Below are 19,196 nucleotides of genomic sequence, written 5' to 3'. Positions count from 1 at the left end.
CTTATAGTGCAAAACAAATTTACGATTGGGCAAATGGCCAGACTGCACGATATTCCGATTAAAACACTTCGCTATTATGATGAAATTGGTCTGTTCGAGCCTTATGAAGTTGATCCGCAAACTGGATATCGTTATTATACGTTAGAACAATTTAAGAAATTAGATATCATTGTCTATTTAAAGCTGATGGGAGTTCCGTTAAAAGAAATTAAAAGAAAAATGGAGCACAGCAGCTTGGACGAATTTATTGAAACCTTAGCGGAATATCAGAAGGTAACAAAAGAAAAAATTCGTCACCTTCAAAGAGTGAATGCGCAGTTAACAACTCGAATGAAGGAATTAGAACAGACGAGACATATTAACCAAATAGGAGCCCCGTTCATCAAACACCTTCCTTCTCGTGAGGTTGTGCAAGTAAAAGCAGAGGTAGGTACGTTAGACGGAACTGAAAGTGTTCTGCGTGATTTAAAAAAGAAAATCAGTCATATTACCCCGATTATGATTGGGAAAGTAGGGTTTATACTATCTGTAGAAAACACAAAAAAACAACAATTTACAGATTACGATGGCATTTTTTTATTGGTCGAAAGCGATGTTTCTTTTAAGCATGAACTCGTTACGTTAATACCTGAAGGCGATTACGCATCTATTTATATGAGAGAAAAGAGAGATACCACAGGAGTCTATTACGATACGTTACTGAACTTTATTAAAGCCGAAGGATACAAAGCAGAAGGGCCTTTTTTAATTCGGCGAATTGTAGATTCATTTATTTCTCATCATGAAGAAGAGCGGCTGACGGAAATTCAAATTCGAATTACGTCTTGACTATCCAGTTGCTGGAGGGTTTAAGATGAGACTATTGTAAAACTGCTGAAGGGAGAGACAACAATAGATGAATCAGCAAAGTATTTCCCAAGGAATGTCTTTAAGCCGAGGAAATCGCATTTTATTTATTTTAATTTTGGGTTCACTAAGCGCATTTGGACCGTTATCAATCGATATGTATTTGCCAGCGCTGCCGACGCTTGCTAAAGAACTGCATACGTCAGCTTCTTTAGCCCAGGTCAGTCTGACAGCTTGCTTATTAGGCTTGGCATTTGGGCAAGTGGTAATGGGGCCATTCAGTGATATCCGGGGAAGGAAAAAGCCGCTTGTAGCAGCATTAATCACCTATGCAGCTGCCTCTGTGTTATGCGTGTTTGCGCCTTCTATTTGGATTTTTATCGTTTTACGATTTATTCAAGGCATGGCGGGAGCAGCAGGAATGGTTATTTCAAGAGCAAGCGTGCGAGACTTGTTTTCAGGTTCGGATTTAACAAAGTTTTTCTCCATGCTCATGCTCGTAAATGGTTTAGCTCCCATTTTGGCTCCGGTTGCCGGTGGACAGCTGCTGACGGTTATGTCGTGGCGCGGAGTATTTGGTGTGTTAGCCGTAATTGGTGCACTAATGTTTTTTGCCGTTTTATTTGGCTTGAAAGAAACGCTGCCGGCTGAACGCCGTAAAGAAGGTGGATTAACAGAAGTACTGCGTACATTTAGCGTATTGCTAAAAGATAGTGTCTTCGTGGGATATGCGCTGGCGCAAGGTTTTATTATGAGCGCTATGTTTGCTTATATTTCAGGCTCTACATTTGTTCTTCAAGACATTTATGGACTGTCTCCGCAGATGTTCAGTTTTGTTTTTGCTATTAACGGTTTTGGTCTCATTATAGCTACTCAAGTGACAGGACGTTTAGCTGGTAAAGTAAAAGAAGCTACTCTTCTCATGTATGGATTGCTTCAAGCAGCCGTTGGAAGCGTGCTTTTAGTGGCTGTAATTGCTACTCACACATCCGTTATTTTGGTCTGCATCTTGCTTTTCTTTGTTGTATCAAGCGTAGGAATTGTGAACACAACCGTTTTTTCACTTGCTATGCAAAATCAAGCTTCTAATGCAGGGAGTGCTTCAGCGCTTCTAGGATTGCTGCCGTTCTTGCTCGGAGCAGCCGTAGCTCCTCTTGTGGGACTTGGAGGAGGGCAAAATGCTCTGCCGATGGGCATTGTGATTATGGTCTGTGATTTATTAGCATTAGGTGTATACATGGCATTAGTGAAACGGAAAACTGCATCATAAAAAAGCTACTTGGCTCTCAACAGCCAAGTAGCTTTTTTTAGTTATTGAGCTTTGTGCTCGTTCTTTTCAAACGGCATTGTGACACCGAGTTTTTGAATTTCTTTTTTTGCATTTTCTAAAATGGTTTCGGCCTTAGCTTTTGTTTCAGCATCTAAACCATTTAGAAAATCTTTCTTTTTAGCAGGAAGATCTACGCCAAGTTCTTTTAATTTGGCTTCAGCTTGTTCCTTAGTCAGCGTGCCATCGCGAAGCTGATCCATAATAGCTTTGGCTTTTTTCTTAGTGGCTGCATCTAGATTGCTAAAAGGACCACCTTTATGTTCAGGGAAGTCTACGCCAAGTTCTTTTAATTTGGCTTCAGCTTGTTCCTTAGTCAGGGTGCCGTCGCGAAGCTGGTCCATAATAGCTTTGGCTTTTTTCTTAGTGGCTGCATCTAGATTGCTAAAAGGACCGCCTTTATGTTCAGGAAAGTCTACGCCAAGTTCTTTTAATTTGGCTTCAGCTTGTTCCTTAGTCAGGGTGCCGTCGCGAAGCTGATCCATAACAGCTTTGGCTTTTGCCTTTGTACCAGCATCTAAATTGCTAAAGGGGCCTTCTTTATGATGCTGAGGTAAGCTTACGCCGAGTTTCTGTAATTTTTCCTGTGCTTTTTTCATAATATCATCAACTTTTTGTTGTGTTGCATCACTCGTAGTTGTTGTATTGCCATTTGTTCGCTCTACAACCGTTGAAGAGCTTGTTTCATCTTTGCTTGCTGCAAATGCCGTGGAGTTTGCAGCGGCCATAACTCCTATTGTTAAACCGCTTGCCATGATATAACCGAATAGTTTCTTTTTCATGCTGTTGTCACTCCTTAAAAGTTATAGGGGTGTGGTACAGAGCTGTCCACAATTGTTAATGTAACCACCAATAGTGAAAAAATGGTGAAAATAGATAAAAAACGAAAAAATATAGACGTTTGTTGAACACTACAGCTCTTTTATTGGATAACAAAATGAAATTCGATATGATTTTATCTAAGTAACAGCAAAAAAGAATGGAGACTTTATATAGATGAACGTTCTTAAAAAATTGGCAATAGCTTTGATAGTTGTGATAGCGGTAAGCCTGTTATTTTTGTTTCGCGATGAGTTAAAGCCAGGTCCAACGTTAAAAGATTTTTCAGGAGCAGCTGAGTTGCATCCTGTCGTAGAAGAAAAGAAAAATAAACTTGTTCAACAAGCAAACGACCAAGGAATCTCGATTGTCATTACGGAAGGTTTCCGTTCAAAAGAAGAACAAGATAAGCTTTATGCAAAAGGCAGGACGGAAGAAGGCAACATTGTTACCTATTCAAAGGGCGGCCAGTCTTATCATAACTATGGACTAGCTATTGATTTTGCTATTGGGTTAAAAGACGGACAAGTTATTTGGGACATGAAATATGACGGTAATAACAATAATCGGTCTGATTGGATGGAGGTTGTAGATATCGCAAAAAGTTTAGGGTTTGAATGGGGAGGAGATTGGCAAGGTTTTAAAGACTATCCGCATTTTCAAATGAGTCCGGAAAATATAAAAGGCCACACACGCTAATAAAGCGTGTGTTTTTTAGAGAAATAATATAATTTCACTATATTTATGTCAGAACCTCTAACATGAATGGAAGCTTGTATTTACTTTTTTATTAATTTACTGCTAAGAGAATTATATATATTAATATAATAAAGTGATAGACAGATAATTAGAAAAAGGGCTGATTAGAGAGAACTGCCCTAGAAAAATGAAAGACAATTCGTATAAAGATATGCGTTAACTAATATAATCTATTGATTAAGCTTATACAAGTACCTTCAGCCTAGCGAACGTATGCTTACATATCGGCAAATGCCAACAAAACCTTTTATTTTTCTAGCATATTTTATTTGAAGATAGTTCATTTTGATTACAAAAAAGAGATAATTTGTCAACTGTTGACTTTGCTTTAAGGGTAAGAATATAATTTTTAACATATTTTAAATATTTTAAAAATTTAAATATTTATTGTTGTTCGCAGATTAGGAGGAGGAAAATGATTGTTTTTGACGGAGTGAACAAATATTACGGTGATTTTCACGTATTAAAAGATATCAATTTAACGATTAAAAAAGGTGAAGTTGTCGTCGTAATTGGACCTTCGGGTTCGGGTAAAAGCACGATGCTGCGATGCATAAATTATTTAGAAACAATATCTAACGGACAATTGACGGTAAATAATATATTAGTTGCAGATAAAAAAACAAATATTAACAAACTGCGCCGCAATATAGGTATGGTGTTTCAGCATTTTTATTTATATCCGCACAAAACGGTTTTAGAAAATATCACCTTAGCGCCTATGAAAGTACTGGGACAGTCGTCAGAAGAAGCTAAGAAAACAGCTCTATACTATTTGGATAAAGTAGGAATCGGTGAAAAAGCCAACGCCTACCCATCCCAGCTTTCAGGCGGCCAGCAGCAGCGTGTAGCCATTGCGAGGGGACTTGCGATGAAACCAGAGATTATGCTTTTTGATGAGCCTACCTCTGCTCTTGATCCAGAAATGATTGGAGAAGTGCTGGATGTCATGAAAACATTGGCTAAAGAAGGAATGACGATGGTAGTTGTAACTCATGAAATGGGGTTTGCTAAAGAAGTAGCAGACCGCATTGTATTTATGGATCAAGGAAAAATCTTAGAAGAGGCAACTCCGGCTGAGTTTTATGAAAACCCGCAAGAAGAAAGGGCACGTTTATTTCTTAGCCGTATTTTAAATCATTAATTGTTTAATAGGGGGAGTAATATGAAGAAATCAAAAACGTTTTTAAAGGCAGCCGTGCTTTCATTAGCAGCGGCTATGATGTTAGCGGCTTGTGGAGGGAAAAGTGAAGAAACGAGTGGATCATCAGCTAAAAAAGATGCGCTCACTGAAATCAAAGACAGAGGGAAAATTGTCATTGGAGTTAAAAATGATACGCGTTTGTTTGGCTTAAAGAATCCAAAGACGGGTGAAGTAGAAGGTTTTGATGTTGATATTTCTAAGCAGCTGGCTAAAGAGATTTTAGGAGATGAAAACAAGGTAGAATTTAAAGAAGTTACGTCCAAAACAAGGGTTCCTCTTCTTCAAAAAGGAGATATTGACGCTGTTGTTGCAACAATGACCATCACAGATGAGCGTAAAAAAGAAGTGGATTTTACGGATGTGTATTTTCAAGCTGGCCAGTCTCTTCTTGTGAAAAAAGGCAGTAAAATTAAAAGCGTTGATGATTTGAAGAAAGGTACTAAAGTGTTGGCTGTTAAAGGATCAACTTCAGCTATTAATATTCGCGAAAAAGCACCGGAGACAACGGTATTAGAGTTTGAAAACTATGCAGAAGCATTTACCGCTTTAAAATCTAAGCAAGGAGATGCTTTAACAACTGATGATGCTATTCTTTATGGAATGGCTGATGAAGATCCTTCTTATGAATTAGTAGGAAAGCCGTTCACAGAAGAGCCTTATGGCATTGCTGTGAAAAAAGGAAACAAAGAGCTTGTAGATGCATTAAACGATGCGCTTAAAAAGATGAAAGACTCTGGAAAATATGATGAAATTCACGACAAGTGGATCAAACAATAAGCGTACAGTTTTCTTTTCTCAGGATGAGCAGCATTATGCTCATCCTGCTTGTTTAGTTGAAAGGAGGAAGAAAATTGCTGGATTTTTCAATTCTTACGAACAATATGGATCTTTATTTAGAAGGTTTTAAGTACACCATTATCGCCAGTCTGATTGCTTTAGTGGCCAGTTTTGTACTTGGTACAATCATTGCGGTAATGCGAATAGCTCCTCTCAAAATAGTAAATGTAATTGGCACTGTCTACGTAGAGTTTATTCGAAATATTCCACTTGTGGTTATCGTCTTTTTTATTTTTATTGTGGCAGGAATCAGCGGTACAGCAGCCGGAGTGCTGGGACTCACTATTTATACGGCAGCTTTTATCGCCGAAGCTATACGAGCGGGAATTATGGCAGTTCCAAAAGGGCAGCTTGAAGCGGCGCGTTCATCCGGCCTTACGTACGGTCAGGCGATGCGATTCATTATATTGCCTCAAGCCATTAAAATTGTCATTCCTCCTCTTGGGAATCAATTTATTAATTTAGTGAAAAACTCATCCGTGCTAGGGATTGTTGCTGGTTTTGATTTAATGTATCAGGCAGATCTTGTTTCCTCTCGAACTTACGTAGTGTTTGATGTGTATATTTTTGTGGCCTTATTCTATTTAGTTCTAACCATTCCGTTGAGTTTAGGAGTTGGTTATCTTGAGAAACGTCTTGGTAAAACAAGCTGAAAGGAGTGAAAGTGATGGATTTTATGAGTGCTTATTCTCCTGATCACCTTTCCTTCTTAGTAGAAGGATTTTGGGTCACTTTAAAAGTGGCATTCATTTCGATTGTGTTAAGTTTTCTTATTGGAAGTATAGTAGGTATTTTAAGGTATGCCCGCATTCCAGTTCTGTCTCATGTACTCGCTTTTGTCGTAGAAATTATCCGGAATTTGCCGCTTCTTTTAATCATCTTTTTTACATACTTTGCTTTACCTGAAATCGGAATTGATATGGAAATTACGTCAGCAGCGATTGTGGCCCTCACTGTATTTGAATCTGCTATGATTTCAGAAATTATCCGAAGCGGATTAAAATCAATTGAAAAAGGACAAATTGAAGCGGCACGTTCATCAGGTTTAAACTATTACCAAACGCTTCGTTTTATTGTATTGCCACAAGCTTTGCGACGAATGGTACCTCCTTTAGTTAGTCAATTTATTTCATTATTAAAAGATACGTCGCTTGCAGTGGTCATCGCGCTTCCTGATTTGCTGCACAATGCTCAAATCATTTATGGACAGAAACAAAGTTACGTGGTGCCGATGTTTTTGATCATTGCGATGATGTATTTTATTGTAAACTATGCTTTATCAATCATTGCACGAAGACTAGAAGTCAAAAGGGTGTAGATACTCTTTTGACTTTATTTTTGGAAAATAAATAACATTGACAATGCATTGTTGCAACGCATAAAATGACTAAAGTAACAGTGATTAAATGAGATTATTTTCATTCATTATATAGAAGAAAAAAACAGTGTTGGTCCAACCCCTACTGAATATCCGGTAGGGGTTTTTGCGCAAGAAGTGATTTGGTTAAACTAACACGTAAAATGAACAGAAGGGACGGGCATTATGGAAAAACAAGATCAAAATTTAAAAAAAGGTCTGTTGCCTCGTCATGTGCAGCTCATTGCACTTGCCGGCATGATTGGGACAGGCATTTTTAAAGGTAGCGCTGACACGCTAGGTATTGCAGGACCAAGTGTTGTACTTGCGTATTTATTTGGTGGCCTTATCTTATTTATTGTAATGACAGCACTAGCGGAGATGGCAATTGTCTATCCGAATATGAACGTACAAAATTTAGTGCATAAGGCATTCGGTACGCAAACCTCTTTTATTGTAGGGTGGCTGTACTGGGTGAACTGGATTGTTGTGACGGTTGTTGAACTGCTTGCGGGAGGAAGCTTTTTGAAGTTTTGGTTCCCTTCTGTACCTCTTTGGCTCTTAAGCTTTCTCTGTGCAGTGCTGATTGTAGGGATGAATTTATTTCAAGTGAAGTATTACGGAGAAATTGAGTTTTGGTTTGCCGGTATTAAAGTAATTGCTCTTACTGCTTTTATCATTTTGGGAGCTTTCATTTTATTCGGTGTAATTCCAAGTGATGTGCAAAACCCTTGGGCAAATTATACGGCTCATGGAGGATTTTTCCCTCACGGCATGAGCGGTGTGCTAAGTGCCTTTTTAATTGTAATGTTTTCTTACGGCGGAGCTGAACTAATTGGTGTGGCCGTAACCGAAACAAAAGATGTAAAAAATGTGTTACCGAAAGTAATTAAAGGCACAGTATGGCGAGTAATTGGCTTTTATATTTTGCCTATTTTAATTATTTGCGGCCTTATGCCCTGGAATTCTGTATCGGGGCAAGACAGTCCCTTTGTGCAAGTGTTTAGTATCACCGGACTTCCGGGTGCGGCTCATATTATGAACTTTGTTTTATTGACGGCCGTTTTATCAGCAGCGAATTCAGGTATGTATGCAACGTCTCGTACGCTTTATGCTATGGCTCAAAGCGGGGAAGCGTCAAAGCGCTTCTTGAAAGTTTCGAAAAACGGTATTCCGATTAATGGGTTAATGATTACGGCTGCTTGTATTTTAATAGGTTTATTTTTAGCCTATAAAACGCCGGACAATGTAATTAGTTATTTAATGACTATTCCTGGCTTCACGATTATTCTTATTTGGGTAAGCATTTGTTTAGCTCAATTAAAGCTGCGTAAAGGATATAAAGAAAATCCATTTTTTTCCTTAAAGTGGTTTCCTTATACAACGCTCTTTGCAACAGCAGCACTGCTTGTTATTTTTGTATCGTTTATGTTTAACAAAAACAATGTGATTGGATCAAGCGTATGTGCGGTTATCCTGGTCGTACTCCTCATTTTTTCATTTATTAATAAAAGTCGAAAAGAAAAAAAGTTTGAAGTATAGCAAAAAGGCAATATACTAGAAAGACGAGGGTAAAAGCTTGTCTTTCTTTTTTTGCGAAAATTTCTGTATCACGTTACATATTTCTAGATGAAATGTTTAGTTAAATAAATAAAGGATGAGGACTACAATGGAATCAAATAATGTATTTACAACAAACCCAAAAAAGAAATCAAAGCACTTGGCCACGATTTCTTTGGCGATTATGGGAGTGGGCTTCGTTGCCACCATGCCTTTTGGTGATTCAATTTGGGGTCGGTTGCTTCAAGGTGGGTTCGAAGCTGGATTAGTCGGCGGCTTAGCGGATTGGTTTGCAGTTACGGCTCTTTTTCGTCACCCTTTAGGCATTCCTATTCCGCACACTGCGCTGCTTCCTAAAAACAGACAGCGTATTACAAAAGGGTTAGTTTCAACGCTGGAAAACGACTGGCTGTCAAAAGAAAGCATTCAAGAAAAAGTAAAAAGAATTGCGTTTACAAAGCGTTTGCTTCCGATTGTTCGAAAAGGTGTTCATTCGGAAACGATTCAACAAAAAGGAACAGCACTGCTTGTTGATGCGATTAATCGTGTGGATACAGGTAAAGTCGTTCCTATTATTGAAAAAGAGCTTAAATCATCGCTTTCAGCAATAGAGTTAAAACCTATCGTGCATTCGATTGTCGGAGAAGTGGTAAAAAATCAGTATGATGAAAAAGCACTTGATGTTCTTTTAAATAAAGGAGAGAGCTGGATTAAAAAAGAAGAAACGCAGTACCAGCTCGGAAGTATTGCTAAAAATGCGCTTGATAATATTGAGCTTGACGGTATTTTACAATTTGCTCTCAAATCATTTCAAAGCATGATTAACGAAGAGAAGCTAGGGTCTATTTTGCAAAATCTACTGGTTTCTATTACAGGTCGTCTTCGTAATGAAGATGATGAATATCGCCTTGCTTTGGTAAATGGAATTAGAAAAGAGCTGCAAGGCTTGGAGCACAATGAAGAGCTTCTTGAGAAATTAGAAGCATGGAAACAAAAAACGATTAATGAATTAAATGTAACGAATAAATTAACAGAAATCGTCGATAAAATGAAAGCGAAAGTGACGGCATTTATTGAAAGCCCTGAATTTATGAAAAGCTACGCCGTTCCTTACGTAGAGAGCTGGCTGAATGCTCTTGAAGGGGATGCACAGCGTCAAGAAGCAATTGATACGGCTATTCAAAAGCAAATCATGAGTTTTGTAGACGAGAATCATTCAAAAATTGGGCAGCTTGTTCAAGAAAACTTAGATAAATTAGATGATGAAACGCTTGTGGATATGATGGAAAACAATGTCGGAAAAGATTTGCAGTGGATTCGAGTGAACGGAGCTCTATGTGGATTCTTGATTGGTATTGTGTTAACGGTTATTAAATTAGCGGTATAAAAAAGAAGCACGCTCCTTTTGGAGCGTGCTTTTTCTATTAATCATCTATTTCTACACTGATTACGTCACCGTTTTTGGCATCTATTGAAACAGTTGCTTCACGTTTATCGGCTGTGTCAATTTCAATTTCATATACTAAACGGTTGTTTTCTTGGTCTAAATCCGTTTCATTCACGGTTCCTTTAGCACTTTTTAAAGCTGTTTTTATGGCTTGATCTAATGAAACAGCAGGGGAAACGTTTTGAAGATTCTCTTCTTTCTCATCTTCATCGTCTTTTTGTTCTTCATCAAATTCAATGATTTTACCGCTGCTGCTGTCAATATCTACATCGTATTCTTTATCACCTTTTGTGATGTCTACTTCATATTGTTTAACGCCGTCATCTACGGCTAATTGGATATTTGTAATGTCACCGCCGTCTGTTTTTTGAAGAGCAATGTCTTTTGCCTTTGCTTCTTCAATCGTTGTGGTTTGCTTCTTGTCATTGCTTTTAGACTGATCCGTCATGGCATATGCACTTGCACCTAATCCACCGACTAATACTGCACTGGCTAAAACGGTTGTAATAACTTTCATATGTTACGGCCTCCTTGATTTGTTGTTAAGACTATATTAGCCCATGAACTTTAAAGGAAAAGAAGAAGAAGTTTAAAATTTTCTTAGAAATAAATAAAGGTGTATAAAAAAAGCACAGCTTTCCGCTGTACTTTTAGTCGTCGTCATTTTCGTAGGTTATGGAATCTACATGCCCAGAGTAAGCGTTTATCATTACTTTAGCTTCTCTTGTTTTAGACTGATCAATTTCGACTTCGTAGAAGGTTTGGCCTTCTTCCTCTTCTATTTCAACTGAGGAAAACGTTCCTTTTACTTTTTGTAAAGCAATATCTCTTGCTTGTTCCATTGAAATGAGAGGCTCGTCGGATGTAGGAGAAACGGGTGGCTGCTCGCTCTTTTTTTGTTCTTTTTCTGTATCATTTTTAGTTTGAGTAGACGTTTGTTTCTCTACTTTTTGTTTGATTAATGACTGGACTTCTCCATTTTCTCCATTTACTGTGATGTGGTATGGAATATCACCTTTAAGCAAAGTAATTAGATAAATCGGTTCATCATCTTTTTGAGAAAAGCTTGCATTTTCAATTGTGCCGCCATATTTCTGCTGAATCATACGGCTGATTTCAGACTCGGATAAAATGGTATCAGATCGATTCATTGCTTTTGCTATTCCATAAAAGCAAGCTGAACCAACAGCAAGAAAGATAAGTATAAAAAGCACCGTTTTCTTCATACATTCACCTCCAGTATTATGAAAAATAGTATAGCAGGCAATTCTTAAAAATCTCTAAGAAACGGTGAGAAATCAAAGAGGAAAGCAAACCGTTACGGATGTCCCTTTGCCTTCATCGCTGCTAATCTCAATACGTCCGCTATGGGCTTCTACAATCTTTCGAGCAATGGATAACCCAAGCCCTGAACCACCGGTTTCTCGATTTCTTGCTTTATCTACGCGAAAAAAGCGTTCATACACGTTTGATAAATCTTCTTTTGGAATACCAATTCCTTGATCTGTGACCGTAATCATAAAGCTTTCGCTTCTTGTTATGGTTACCTCTACCGCTTTTTCACTATATTTAATGGCATTATCTAAGAGGATGTACAGCAGCTGCTTTAAGCGTTTTTCATCCGCTGTTACGACGGGATGATCCGTTTTTATATTTAAATAAATGGTTCGTTCAAAAGCTTGTTCTAGATGCTTGATTGTTTGGTTACAGACGGCCGCCGCATCTACGTGTTCCATGTGAAGCTCCCACTGCGACTCATCTTTCGCAAGCACCAGCATTTGAGACGTAAGCTGTTTCATGCGTAAAGACTCAGAGTGAATGGCTTCGATGGCTTCTTCTAAAATATCTGGACGCTTCATCCCCCATCGTTTTAGCATATTGGCATAGCTTTCTACCACGGTCAGGGGTGTTTTTAATTCATGAGAAGCATCGGATACGAACTGCTCTTGCTTTTTATAGTTTTCCTCTAATAAATCCATCATATTATTGAAGGTGTTGGCCATTTGATCTAACTCATCTTTAGAAGAGGAAGAGAGAGCGATTTTTTTGAATGTGCGAGACACTTGAATTTCTTCCATAGTATGAATAAGAGATTTGATAGGCCGCAAAATGATTTTACTTAAAAGCCGTCCGGCAAATATGGTCGGAATTAATATAACAAGAGAGGCAATAAGCAAGATGAATTTTAACGTCTGTAAAGATTGTTCCACGTCTTCGAGTTGTTCCGTGACTTCTAAAGAAACGACTTCACCGTTCGTCCAAATGACCGGAGTATGCGAAATTGCGTATAGGTGGCCGTCGTCTTCTTTGATGGTTGTTTGTTCATTTGAATAATAAGAATAGGATAAGTCCTGAAGCTCTTTCGTTTGATCAGTAACCGATACAACTAAAGGCCTCCCTGATTTAGGCAAAATACGAATCATTCCGTTAGGAGGCAAATAGGCACGAAGCAAATTGGCTTGTTTAACCGTCGAACTTGTTTGTTTTAGACCATGTGTTACGTTGCTTGTTTCTGCTTGCAAACGTTCAATTGCATTGTCTTCCATGGTTTTCTTGAAAATGAAGTAAATCGAGCTGTTCGCAATCACTAGCAGAATAAAAAGCAGCACAGTTGATGTAAGGATAATCTTTGTTTGCAGTTTCATGAGCTACTCCTTAAGCATATAGCCAACGCCCCGCATTGTTTGAATGTAGGGTGTTGAAAATGGAGCATCAATTTTTTTGCGCAAATAACGAATGTATACGTATACAATATTCGTGTCGCCGTAGTAATCAAATCCCCACACGTTTGTAAGAAGCTGTTCAAAGCTTAGCACTTGATTGTTGTTTTGAAGCATATAGACAAGCAAATCATATTCTTTAGGAGTCAGCTCAATAGCTTCATTTTCACGCGTGACTTCTCGCGTTTTTTCATTCACAACTAAAGTTCCTAGCTGCAGAGTATCTGCTTCTTTTTCAGCAGGAGATGCTGATGCAGGATGGCGAAGCCAGACGCGGATACGTGCAAAAAGCTCCTCAATTTGAAAGGGCTTTGTAATGTAATCGTTCGCTCCTAAATCTAGTCCGCTTACCTTATCAGGAAGGGCGTCTCGAGCGGTTAATAAGATAACGGGCGTCTGATCATCGTTTGCTCGAATGCGACGCAGTACTTCGAGTCCGCTCAATTCAGGAAGCATCACATCTAAAAGCAGCAAATCCCAATCATGTGCTTGAAACTCTGCCAATCCTTCTGTCCCTGTATAAGCCATGCCCGTTTCGTACCCTTCGTGTTCAAGCTCGAGCTGAATCAAACGAGCAATTTTGCGCTCATCTTCTACAATTAAAATTCTGCCTTTACTCAAAAAAATTCCCCCTTGTGTCTATGTATAGTTGCGTACATTATAGCATGGAGAGGATTGAGGTGTATAAAAGCAGCTGGAGGTTAGCCCGGCTGCTGATTGGTTGAAAGAGGAATATGTAAGGTAATGGAAGTGCCTTGGTTAGGAGTGGATTTCACTTCAATATGCCCTTTATGAAGTTCGCAAATGGCCTTTGCGATACTCATGCCAAGTCCAGCACCTTCTGTTTTTTCGGTTGTATTTGTGCCGCGGTAATAGCGGTCAAATAAATTTTTCTGCGTTTCTTCATCCATTCCAATTCCATCATCTTGAATTGTAATCAAGACGTGGTCACTTTTTAGAACGGTCAAAATTGTAATAGTGGTGTTCTCCGGATTATGTTTAATAGCATTAAAAATTAGGTTATCAACCATTCTTTCAAACCAGCGCGGGTCAGCTTGAATAAAAGGTTGAAGGTGAACGGGTACATAAGAGAATTGAACATTTTTAATAGTTCGATCGTTAACGAATTTTAAAACAATATGCTGAAGCAATTGATGAACATCCACTTTTTTTGTTTCTAAGGCAACCACATTATTTTTAAGCTTAAAGGCCAGTGAAAAATCTTCTACAAGCCCCACCATATATTCACTTTTGTCACGCAGCGTTTGGCCAATTTCTTTTAGCTCTTCTTCGTTCCAATTGTAATAGCCGCTTTCAAGCATATGGCCATATCCTTGAATCGTCGAAAGGGGGGTTCGCAAATCATGTGATATTCCAGTCATCCATTCTTCACGAGTGGTTTCTAGCTGCTTTCGTTCTTTTTCAGCTAAGCTAAGCTGCTCCGCCATCTCATAAAAAGCTGTGATTACTTCTGAATACAAACGATATTGAAAACGTACTTTTCCATTCTTCCGAAAGACGCGCTTCCGCTCTTTTTCTGTTAGCACTTCTGAATAGTTTCCGCTTCCCATGCGCCCGAGCCAGCTGGTGAAGAGAAGTAAGGGGCCACCGTAGCGAAAAGCGTTCCAGATGGAGAAAGTGATAGTGGCTATAAGAACAGAAACCGCCACGATGATGGAGATCATCCAAGCTTTTCGAATAATAGATTCATCGGTTATACTGTGGTAATTATTAGGAGTGTAAAAAACCCAAGAAATTTTCTTCTTTGGATCATGGAATACAGTAGCTGTTGAATCATATTTATCTTGTTCAATTTTTCGGGAAATAATTTCTAAAGGATCGTAACGTGTTTTTTCTTTAGGCATTCTAATTGAAGCTAAGATATCACCTTTCTCATTTAAAATTTGAAGCGAAGCATCTTTTTCTTTTAACGCCTTTTTGATAAGAGGGATATCGCTTTTGGGAGGCACACTTTGTTTATTATATTTAGCATACAAAGCATATAGCTGGTCTTTTAAATCACTTTTATAGCCCAAAATATAATAAGTAGGTGTAGTCAAAAAGGTATCAAGTTCTGTTACGACATTATAGCCTTTAAATTTTTTGGTTTTATCCATTTCTAATAACTCTGAAAGACCGTAGTGCTTAGGTAAGTCTTTTGGGGAGTTAACTTCTCCAATTACTTTTCCTTGTTTGTTCAGTACTTGGTACCATAACCCTTCCTGTTTAAGCTGTTTCGCTAAATTGTCTGAAACGTTCGCTTTCCCATTTTTAACTGTTGTGTCCGTAGTTAATACGCTAAGTGATCCAGAGGGCAAGTCTCTTTTGATATCTTGCTTTGTAAGGTAATAGCCTAGAAATATTAAAGCGCAAAAAAGAACGCAGCAAACACACGCAATAGCTGCGATAAACTGAAACGAAAAATGAAAGGTCAACCTTCTTTTAATTGATTTCATAGTGCTTTGCCGTTCACTAATTTATATCCAAGTCCTCGTACCGTAACTAAATGTTTTGGATTGCTAGGGTTATCTTCGATTCTTTCTCTAATTCTTCGAATATGAACGGTTACCGTATTATCGTCTACGAACTGATTATATCCCCAAACGGCTTCAAGCAGCTGTGATTTAGAAAGAACCACGTTCATGTTTTTACAAAAATGAAGTAGCAGCAAAAATACTTGTGCGGGGCAAGCAAGCGTTTGACCATCTACAATGAGCTCTCCAGCGGATTCATCTACGATAAAACGATCAAACTCATAGCGATTTGAAGGCTGTAATCCCATTTTTACAGGACTTCTTTCGATCAGCGTTTGTTTTCTGCGTAATCGTGCTTTAATTCGTGCCGCAATCTCTAAAGGATTAAATGGCTTAGTTACGTAGTCGTCTCCGCCCATGGCAAAACCTGTTAATACATCCAAGTCAGATACTTTGGCTGTTATGAACAGGATATATGCGTTTGAGAGCTCACGAATTTTAGGGCAAATATCAAATCCGCTTTTATCGGGAAGCATGACGTCCAACAAAATAATATCAATCGTTTTATTATGTAAAACATCTAGCGCTTCTTGAGCGGTGTGAGCTTTATAGATTTGGTTGAAGCCTTCTTTTTTTAATACTGTCTCCAGCATTTTGACAATAGCAATTTCATCATCAATTAGCAAGATAGATGCATCTTCCAATATAAATCACCTCGGTTTCATTTCATACGTATTCGATTTTAGCATAAGAACATTACGAAAAGATTAACAAAATTGGAAAATGTTAAAGAAAAGATAATCTCCCGTTTATTTTCTTGAAAACTTCATTTTATATACTAAATATACAGACACATAGTAAAGGAGTTAAAAGGATGAGTAATGATGTTAGGCGGGTTAAAGTAATTGATAGTATGAGAGGATTTAGCTTGTTTGGTATTTTACTAGCGAATATGCTGATTTTTCAATATGGTATTTACGGAAAGGATATGATTCATCTTTTCTCCCTATCACCAAGTGATTCAGCAGCCTATGTCTTTTTAAAAGTCGCGGTAGAAGAAAGTTTTATGCCAATCTTTACTTTTTTATTCGGTTATTCAATGGTGAAGATGAAAGAGAGTTTAGAAAGAAGGCAGTTAGGAGTAAAAAGGCATTTCTTTCGCCGCTTTCTTCTGCTTCTAGGGTTTGGCCTACTGCATGGAGTACTTTTATGGGAAGGAGATATTCTTACGTTTTACGGAATGATGGGGATATTTTTATTACTTTTCTTTTTAAACCGTAAAGCTAAAACGCTGTTGGTATGGGCATCGATTTTACTAGTTCTTACGGGAGCAGCTGGTTACGGTTCATTAAACGATAATATGTATCTTCTTAGTGATCAACAAACGCTTACCACATACGTAAAAGATACGATTCATGTGTATGGAAGTGGAACTTATGAACAAATTAAAGACCACCGCAACAACGTTGATCCGATGAATATAGCAGGATATAAATTTGCTTTTGCCTTCTTGTTTACACCATTTATAATGGGTGCTTTATTTTTGTTTGGTATGTACGCAGGGAAGAAAAAGTGGTTTTACGACGTTTCAGCTAATCCAAAACAGTATGGCCGTTGGGCGGCCGTGTTGATTCCGCTTAGCTTATTGTTAAAAGGAACTATGTACGTATGGCAAGATGCTAATTGGGCTGGTTCTACACATATGTTAGGTGGGAGTCTCCTATCTCTTGGTTATATTGCAGGCTTTGCTTGGGTATATACGAAATGCGAGCGGTCATTTTTGATGAAGGCTTTTGAAAGCGTAGGCAGGATATCGCTTAGTAATTATTTAATGCAAACGGTTATATGCACGACGATTTTTTACGGTTATGGATTAGGTTATTTCGGAAAGCTCGGCATGATAGCAGGGATTTTTGTCTGCATAGGTATTTACGGAATTCAGCTTATCGGCAGCTATATGTACGTGCGAAAATTTCAAACTGGACCGGTGGAAAAGCTGCTGCGTATATGGACAAATTTTTCTTGGAACGGAAAGCCCAAAGAGAAAAAAGCTTTACCGGAGGGAATAAATCATCCTTTTGTTGGATGATAGCAGTCAAACTTATTTAAAAGGAGATTTTCGAAATGTGGGCCATTAGTGTAAAAGAGTTTCAAAGCTTATTTAAAAGTGTTAAATCAATTATCGTTATTTTAATCGTATGCGGTGCTTCCTATGGAATAGCCCATCTAGTTAGTCAACTTGGAGGTCAACTGACGAGCGCACAGATTCGAGATGGAGCCAACGGAGGGATTTTGGTGATGCTTCTCGGATTCGGACCTTTGTTTATTTCAAGTCTTTCTCACAATGTTATTAATCAAGAAATTAAAACAAGAACAGCCAGGTTTTTAGTTACCAAAACATCAAGAGAGCGTATTGTACTAGGAAAATTCTTAGGAATTTGTTGTTTCTGGCTTGTTTGTATCTCTATTTCTTTTCTACTGATTGGGTTTATTTCGCATCATTTTTCTTTTTATATATTTTTAGAGTGCCTGCTATTCACCGTTTGTATCATTTCATTTGTTTTAATGCTTTCAGCTTTAATACCAAGTCCAACTCATACTATGTTTTTATCAATTATTTTATCGTTTGTTCTACCGGTACTGAGTGGATGGAGCATATTTTCATCAAAAGCGTACATTGCATGGTTTAAGTATGTGACACCTTACTACTATTTAAAGTTGGAGAAAGGGTATTTAACGGTTCTTCTTATTTTTGCAGCACTCTGTTTATGTACGGCACTTTGGAGTTTTAAAAGGAGAGAAGTATAATATGTATGCTATTGAAACAAGTAAATTAACTAAAAAGTATGGATCTAAAACAATTGTTAATAGTATTAATTTACAGGTACCACAAGGAGAAATTTACGGATTTTTAGGGAGAAACGGAGCAGGGAAGTCTACATTTATTAATATGCTTACCGGCGTTTCATTTCCTTCAGCAGGAGAATTTACGCTGCTGGGACAGAGTGATATTGATTTAGAGCTTCAGAAGAAAATAGGCGTGCTTCCTGACTATGCTAACTTTTACGATGAGATGACAGCGCTCAATCATTTGTGCTATTTTTTAAAGATAAATGGCCATCGTTTTTCGAAAGAACACTGTATTGATGTACTGAAGAAAGTAGGATTAGAAGGACATGAGCATCAGAAAGTTGGAAAGTTTTCATTTGGAATGAAAAAGAAGTTAGGAATTGCTCAAGCAATTATAACAGACCCAGATCTTATCTTTTTAGATGAACCAACTTCTGGAGTAGATATTGAATCTGCTCTCCACATTCATGAATTAATAAGAGAACTTCAAAATCAAGACAAGACGATTTTTATGACGTCTCATAATTTAAATGAAGTTGAGAAGATTTGTACGCGTGTAGCGATTATGAAAAATGGGATTATTTTAATAGAAGGGACAATGGAAGAACTGCGCTTTCAATACCAAGCGAAAAAAACGGTGATAATCAAACATGATCCTTACCCAAACAGCCACAAAGAATATATTCAACAGTTTTTCCGTACGGTGAGTCCGGACGTGGAATACCATCACACGTACACAAAAGTGATGCTTCAAAAAGAGAGAAATATCCCTCTGATTATTCGCGAATTGATTCAATGCGGCATCGATATTTATCAAGTTCACGTAGAAGAACCTTCTTTAGAAGAAATCTTTTTGCAAAAAAACATTGTGGATCATTCGCAGGTAAGTTAATGGGCAAAAGTCCGTTGGCTTACTACTCATCCTGAATACGTTATTTATAAATACCAGTTAGGAAGCCTCTGACAAAAACATGTTCATTTTCCCAAGAAACTGAT

The 19,196-nt window shown here is 38.0% G+C and carries 19 protein-coding genes; 12 read left to right on the top strand and 7 right to left on the bottom strand.

The features are described 5' to 3' along the window. Window positions 1-6: 6 nt before the first annotated feature. Together ACH6EI_RS23805 and ACH6EI_RS23800 are read left to right on the top strand one after the other, a co-directional pair. A complete protein-coding gene (locus tag ACH6EI_RS23805; protein ID WP_028412508.1) occupies window positions 7-828 on the top strand; it encodes a MerR family transcriptional regulator in 822 nt (273 codons plus the stop codon). 67 nt (window positions 829-895) lie between these two features. Beyond that, complete coding sequence (locus ACH6EI_RS23800) at window positions 896-2,116, top strand: multidrug effflux MFS transporter (RefSeq protein WP_028412507.1); 1,221 nt, start codon at window positions 896-898, stop codon at window positions 2,114-2,116. A 41-nt stretch (window positions 2,117-2,157) separates the two neighbouring features. On the opposite strand, the gene ACH6EI_RS23795 is transcribed toward ACH6EI_RS23800, so the two are convergent. Then, the gene (locus ACH6EI_RS23795; protein ID WP_099330581.1) at window positions 2,158-2,955 is read right to left on the bottom strand and encodes a hypothetical protein; all 798 of its coding nucleotides are present in this window, start codon (window positions 2,953-2,955) and stop codon (window positions 2,158-2,160) included. A 214-nt stretch (window positions 2,956-3,169) separates the two neighbouring features. Here ACH6EI_RS23795 and ACH6EI_RS23790 point away from each other — a divergent pair, with 214 nt between their 5' ends. From ACH6EI_RS23790 to ACH6EI_RS23760, 7 genes are all read left to right on the top strand, one after another. Continuing rightward, window positions 3,170-3,691: a M15 family metallopeptidase gene (locus ACH6EI_RS23790; protein WP_048021637.1), complete on the top strand. Its 522-nt coding sequence runs from the start codon at window positions 3,170-3,172 to the stop codon at window positions 3,689-3,691. A 475-nt stretch (window positions 3,692-4,166) separates the two neighbouring features. After that, window positions 4,167-4,895, top strand: coding sequence for an amino acid ABC transporter ATP-binding protein (locus tag ACH6EI_RS23785; RefSeq protein ID WP_028410185.1), 729 nt, complete (start codon window positions 4,167-4,169; stop codon window positions 4,893-4,895). Window positions 4,896-4,916: 21 nt separating this feature from the next. Further along, window positions 4,917-5,732: a transporter substrate-binding domain-containing protein gene (locus ACH6EI_RS23780; RefSeq protein ID WP_033580702.1), complete on the top strand. Its 816-nt coding sequence runs from the start codon at window positions 4,917-4,919 to the stop codon at window positions 5,730-5,732. A gap of 74 nt (window positions 5,733-5,806) precedes the next feature. Then, complete coding sequence (locus tag ACH6EI_RS23775; protein ID WP_047751753.1) at window positions 5,807-6,445, top strand: amino acid ABC transporter permease; 639 nt, start codon at window positions 5,807-5,809, stop codon at window positions 6,443-6,445. A 14-nt stretch (window positions 6,446-6,459) separates the two neighbouring features. After that, a complete protein-coding gene (locus ACH6EI_RS23770) occupies window positions 6,460-7,110 on the top strand; it encodes an amino acid ABC transporter permease (protein WP_099330582.1) in 651 nt (216 codons plus the stop codon). Window positions 7,111-7,335: 225 nt separating this feature from the next. Beyond that, complete coding sequence (locus tag ACH6EI_RS23765; RefSeq protein WP_099330583.1) at window positions 7,336-8,691, top strand: amino acid permease; 1,356 nt, start codon at window positions 7,336-7,338, stop codon at window positions 8,689-8,691. A gap of 127 nt (window positions 8,692-8,818) precedes the next feature. After that, window positions 8,819-10,096, top strand: a complete 1,278-nt coding sequence (locus ACH6EI_RS23760) for a DUF445 domain-containing protein (protein ID WP_099330584.1) — start codon at window positions 8,819-8,821, stop codon at window positions 10,094-10,096. 37 nt (window positions 10,097-10,133) lie between these two features. Here the strand turns inward: ACH6EI_RS23760 and ACH6EI_RS23755 are convergent, their stop codons facing one another. From ACH6EI_RS23755 to ACH6EI_RS23730, 6 genes are all read right to left on the bottom strand, one after another. After that, the gene (locus ACH6EI_RS23755; protein WP_099330585.1) at window positions 10,134-10,673 is read right to left on the bottom strand and encodes a PepSY domain-containing protein; all 540 of its coding nucleotides are present in this window, start codon (window positions 10,671-10,673) and stop codon (window positions 10,134-10,136) included. 133 nt (window positions 10,674-10,806) lie between these two features. Beyond that, window positions 10,807-11,382 carry a PepSY domain-containing protein gene (locus ACH6EI_RS23750; protein ID WP_028412500.1) on the bottom strand — a complete coding sequence of 192 codons (576 nt, stop codon included), beginning with the start codon at window positions 11,380-11,382 and terminating at the stop codon, window positions 10,807-10,809. A 72-nt stretch (window positions 11,383-11,454) separates the two neighbouring features. Continuing rightward, on the bottom strand, window positions 11,455-12,801 hold the full coding sequence (locus tag ACH6EI_RS23745) for a HAMP domain-containing sensor histidine kinase (RefSeq protein ID WP_108674360.1): 1,347 nt from the start codon (window positions 12,799-12,801) through the stop codon (window positions 11,455-11,457). Window positions 12,802-12,804: 3 nt separating this feature from the next. Next, a complete protein-coding gene (locus tag ACH6EI_RS23740) occupies window positions 12,805-13,497 on the bottom strand; it encodes a response regulator transcription factor (protein ID WP_099330587.1) in 693 nt (230 codons plus the stop codon). Window positions 13,498-13,577: 80 nt separating this feature from the next. Then, entirely contained in the window at window positions 13,578-15,332 is a 1,755-nt protein-coding gene (locus tag ACH6EI_RS23735) for a sensor histidine kinase (RefSeq protein ID WP_099330588.1), read from the bottom strand. Next, window positions 15,329-16,054 (bottom strand): response regulator transcription factor, encoded by a 726-nt coding sequence (locus tag ACH6EI_RS23730; protein ID WP_099330589.1) that lies wholly within the window; start codon window positions 16,052-16,054, stop codon window positions 15,329-15,331. Before ACH6EI_RS23730 ends, ACH6EI_RS23735 begins: the two co-directional genes overlap by 4 nt. 170 nt (window positions 16,055-16,224) lie before the next feature. On the opposite strand from ACH6EI_RS23730, the gene ACH6EI_RS23725 reads away from it, so the two are divergent. The 3 genes from ACH6EI_RS23725 to ACH6EI_RS23715 are packed head-to-tail and all read left to right on the top strand — an operon-like array spanning window position 16,225 to window position 19,092. Continuing rightward, window positions 16,225-17,439 carry a DUF418 domain-containing protein gene (locus tag ACH6EI_RS23725; protein WP_098999450.1) on the top strand — a complete coding sequence of 405 codons (1,215 nt, stop codon included), beginning with the start codon at window positions 16,225-16,227 and terminating at the stop codon, window positions 17,437-17,439. Window positions 17,440-17,474: 35 nt separating this feature from the next. Next, window positions 17,475-18,158, top strand: a complete 684-nt coding sequence (locus ACH6EI_RS23720) for an ABC transporter permease (RefSeq protein ID WP_014461898.1) — start codon at window positions 17,475-17,477, stop codon at window positions 18,156-18,158. Window position 18,159: 1 nt separating this feature from the next. Continuing rightward, a complete protein-coding gene (locus ACH6EI_RS23715) occupies window positions 18,160-19,092 on the top strand; it encodes an ABC transporter ATP-binding protein (RefSeq protein WP_098999451.1) in 933 nt (310 codons plus the stop codon). Window positions 19,093-19,196: the final 104 nt, after the last annotated feature.

It is taken from the genome of Priestia sp. JSM ZJ58 (genome assembly GCF_044383985.1).
GTDB classification, from domain to species: domain Bacteria; phylum Bacillota; class Bacilli; order Bacillales; family Bacillaceae_H; genus Priestia; species Priestia zanthoxyli.
The sequence above is the reverse complement of the archived record's forward strand: the minus strand, read 5'-3'. Positions and strand labels throughout refer to the sequence as shown.